Genomic DNA, 3951 nt, shown 5'->3' with positions numbered 1-3951 from the left:
CAATAGGATTGGCCGCGTATTTTATTAAGCCCGAACTTTTTAATGGTGCTTTAAATAAATCCGACAATGGTCTTCACGATAATTCTGAACTGATCAAAAATAATGATAAAATCAAAACTGATTCAATTGCCCAGGCAGATAGTATCAGAATAGCTAACGAGAGAGCAATACAAACTGCAGATTCAATAAAAAAGGATAGTTTGGCTGTTAGTCCTGCTCCAACGCCAGCTGTTTCCGGAGCTACAGTTAGTGGCCCTGAAGGTCCTGTTACATGGGAGGTTATTGGTGCTTCAGTAATTAATCAAAAGGAAGCAGATAAATTTATCGCCCAAATGAAAGCAATAGGTATAACTGCAAAAGTTATCCCAACCCTTCCTGGTAAAAGGAGATTGAAAATTAGCATTGCAACATTTAAAGATGAGGAAAGTGCAAGGGAAGGACGCAAACTGCTAGTTACAAAATTAAAAGATCCAGGAATTTATATACATCAAAATAAACACACACACAAACCACAATAAATATGATCGTTTTATTACAAGGTGCAACTGATACCGCTAACAAGCTTATTGATACCGCTAATAACTTAAACCAAGCAATTACAACTGCCCCACCAGAGCTTCATTTCATAGACCTTTTATTTAAAGGCGGATGGGTAATGCTCCCTTTAGCTTTTTTGGCATTTTTGGGATTAGTGATCTTTGTTGAAAGATACCTGACAATAAGAAAAGCTTCTAAAACTGAATCAAATCTAATGCTTCAGATTAAGCAATACATTCATGATGGAAGATTAGAAAATGCAATAACTTTATGTCGCAATAATAACTCTCCATTGGCAAGAATGCTTGAGAAAGGATTAAAACGTATTGGTCGCCCTATTAAAGATATTGAAGCTGCCATTGAAAACAACGGAAAATTAGAAGTATCGAAATTAGAGAAAAACATAGGCATATTAGGAATTATTGCAGGTATTGCTCCCATGCTTGGTTTCGTAGGAACAATTATTGGGGTAATTACTATTTTCCATGACGTTTCCATTAAGGGTGCTATTGAAATTGGTACAATTTCTGGTGGTCTTTATACAAAAATGATTACCTCAGCAACAGGACTGATCATAGGTATTATTGCTTATGTGCTATATCATATTTTAAATATGATGGTTGAGCGTATAATTTTAAGAATGGAAACTGATGCTATCGAATTTATTGATCTATTAGAGGAGCCAGGAAAATAATGAATTTACGCAAAAGAAATAAAGGAACTGTAGAAGTACATACCTCTGCTTTGAACGACATCATGTTCTTCCTGCTTTTGTTTTTTCTATTGGCATCAGCTGTAGTTAATCCACAGGTAGTGAAGTTATTATTACCTCGTTCAGAAGCAGGACAACAATCTAATTCCCAAAAAACCGTTACTATATCCATAGATGATAATTTAAATTATTTTGTAGATAAGCAACCTACTAAGCCTGAAAATATTCTGGCTGTAGTTGAAACCATGCAAAAGGCATCACCAGATTTAACTATAGTCGTTTACGCTGAAAGAAAGGTTTCCATTGAAAACGTGATGTCTATCTACGATGTAGGTAACAAATTGAAACTCAAAGTTGTACTCGCTGTAGAACCTAAGAAATAATGACTTATCCTAAAGAAGAAAACAATTATCCCAAGGCACTGGCAATATCTACCGGTATCATGGCTGCATTGCTTGCTTTAAGCTTCTTTATCGTTATAGGAAGCTTTGAGCCTGAAGAAGCAGGTATGGGGGGTATGGTTGTTAACTAYGGAACTTCTCCTACAGGTATGGGATCAGATTACACCAGTATAGAAGAGCCATCTGCCGATCCGAATGCAAATAACCGTAAACCAGATAAAGTTACACCAGAAGAAGTAACTAAAGAGACTCCTACTCCACAAACAAGCGAAAAAGAGATCGTTACGCAAAACTCTGAAGATGCCGTAGTTGTAAAGAGTAAAGCAACTAAAAAAGAAGCAACTCCTACTGCTACTAATACAGAGACAAAACCGTCAAAACCAGTTGTGAATCAAAATGCCCTCTACAAAGGAAAATCCAGTAAGGGAGCTGGTGCAGGTGATGGAACAGGTGATACACCAGGAAATCAAGGGAGTAAAAATGGAGATCCGCTAGCTAATAATTATGGCGAAGGGGGATCTGGTTTTGGGGAAACTCCCATTGCATTAAGGAAATTCACAAACCTGGTTACTCCACAGGACGATGGTCAGAAAACTGGTAAAATCGCTGTACGCATAAAAATAAACAAAGCCGGTCTTGTTATAGATGCTACTCCCGGAGTTAAAGGAACTACCCTAAATGATAGGGAATTATGGCAAAAATGCAAGGAAGCTTTAATGGGTGCTCGCTTAGCGCCATCAGAAACCGCCCCAGATATTCAAATTGGTGTAGTTGTTTTCAACTTTAAAGTTAAATAATCAGGTAGCTTTGATACTTTTGTGATGTTATTAAGCATCAGAAATGAATTACGAACAAACCATAGATTATTTATACCGCAAACTACCAATGTTTACCAGGGTGGGTGCTGTTGCCTTTAAAAAAGATTTGCACAATACCATCGCTATGTGCGAAAGGCTGGATAATCCGCAAAATAATTTTAAGACGATACATATTGGCGGCACAAATGGGAAAGGTTCAACCTCCCATATGTTAGCCGCCATTTTTCAACAAGCGGGTTATAAAACCGGATTGTATACCTCTCCTCATTTAAAGGATTTCAGGGAACGCATCAGAATTAACGGCGAAATGGTTTCTAAAGATTTCGTCATAGATTTTGTTGATCAACAACAAGAAATAATTGAGGAACTTAGTCCTTCTTTTTTTGAAGTTACCGTAGCCATGGCATTTTCATATTTTTCTGAACAGAATGTGGATATTGCTATAATTGAAGTAGGTTTGGGTGGACGATTAGACTCAACAAACATTATAACTCCAGAATTGTCTGTTATCACCAATATTAGTCTTGATCACACCAACATCCTCGGCAATACATTAAGGGAAATTGCAGGAGAAAAAGCTGGAATTATAAAACCAGGTATTCCTGTCGTAATTGGGGAAAGCCATCCAGAAACAGATCAGGTTTTTATTCAAAAAGCAAAGGAGACACAAAGCCTGATTCTTTTTGCCGACAAGCAATTGCAAATTAGCAAGTCAGTTAAAGAAGATGAGTATTTAAAAGTTTCCATCTCGCAGAATGGAAATGTATTGATTGAAAATCTCTTGCTTGATCTTACTGGAACGTACCAATTAAAGAATATTTTAACTGTTATTCAGGCAGTCGAGACTTTAAGGGCATTAGATTTTAAGATTGATAATGATGCACTTTATGCTGCATTAAAAGAGGTAAAAGGTTTGACCGGTTTAATGGGGCGCTGGCAAATATTAAGTAAAAACCCTTTAATAGTTTGTGATACCGGGCATAATATTGCAGGTATAACAGAAGTGATGCAAAACATCAACGATACACCACATAATAAACTTCATGTTGTAATTGGGATGGTGAAGGATAAAGACATAAGTGGTGTATTAAATCTTCTTCCTGCAAAAGCCACGTATTATTTTTGCCAACCACAACTAGAAAGGGCACTGCCTGCTCAGGAACTTGCAAGTGAAGCAGAAAACCATGGGCTAAAAGGATTCGTATTTCCAACTGTCGAACTTGCAATAAATGCAGCTAAGAAAAATGCAAATGCCGATGACCTTATTTATATAGGTGGAAGTACTTTCGTAGTGGCCGAAATACCATAAAACTTTTACACTATATTAAACGATACCTATGGCCAAGTAATTAACTTTATAAAATCCTAATAAAACTGTTCTCTTKCCTTATAAACTCTAAAAATTCAACAAATAATGATGAAAAGAATTATCCTTTTATTTACCATTTTAGCCCTGTTCTCGACTTTTAGCCCTGTTCTCGAC

At 36.7% G+C, this 3951-nt stretch carries 5 protein-coding genes; all 5 read left to right on the top strand.

Going from position 1 to position 3951, the window contains the following annotated elements:
• On the top strand, nt 1–518 hold a 518-nt coding region (locus AC1DG9_RS24575), incomplete at its 5' end, for an SPOR domain-containing protein (protein WP_477635419.1).
• A gap of 2 nt (nt 519–520) precedes the next feature.
• On the top strand, nt 521–1231 hold the full coding sequence (locus tag AC1DG9_RS24570; protein ID WP_152542437.1) for a MotA/TolQ/ExbB proton channel family protein: 711 nt from the start codon (nt 521–523) through the stop codon (nt 1229–1231).
• Nucleotides 1231–1632, top strand: a complete 402-nt coding sequence (locus tag AC1DG9_RS24565) for an ExbD/TolR family protein (RefSeq protein WP_048907142.1) — start codon at nt 1231–1233, stop codon at nt 1630–1632. The genes AC1DG9_RS24570 and AC1DG9_RS24565 overlap by 1 nt, the downstream gene beginning before the upstream one ends.
• Nucleotides 1632–2447, top strand: coding sequence for an energy transducer TonB (locus AC1DG9_RS24560; protein ID WP_288883755.1), 816 nt, complete (start codon nt 1632–1634; stop codon nt 2445–2447). Before AC1DG9_RS24565 ends, AC1DG9_RS24560 begins: the two co-directional genes overlap by 1 nt.
• A gap of 43 nt (nt 2448–2490) precedes the next feature.
• Entirely contained in the window at nt 2491–3777 is a 1287-nt protein-coding gene (locus tag AC1DG9_RS24555) for a bifunctional folylpolyglutamate synthase/dihydrofolate synthase (protein ID WP_172659284.1), read from the top strand.
• Nucleotides 3778–3951: the final 174 nt, after the last annotated feature.

The sequence above is a fragment of the Pedobacter sp. 05L430 genome (genome assembly GCF_056397585.1).
Note: the sequence above shows the minus strand (reverse complement) of the source record. Positions and strands in the feature narration are given on the sequence as shown.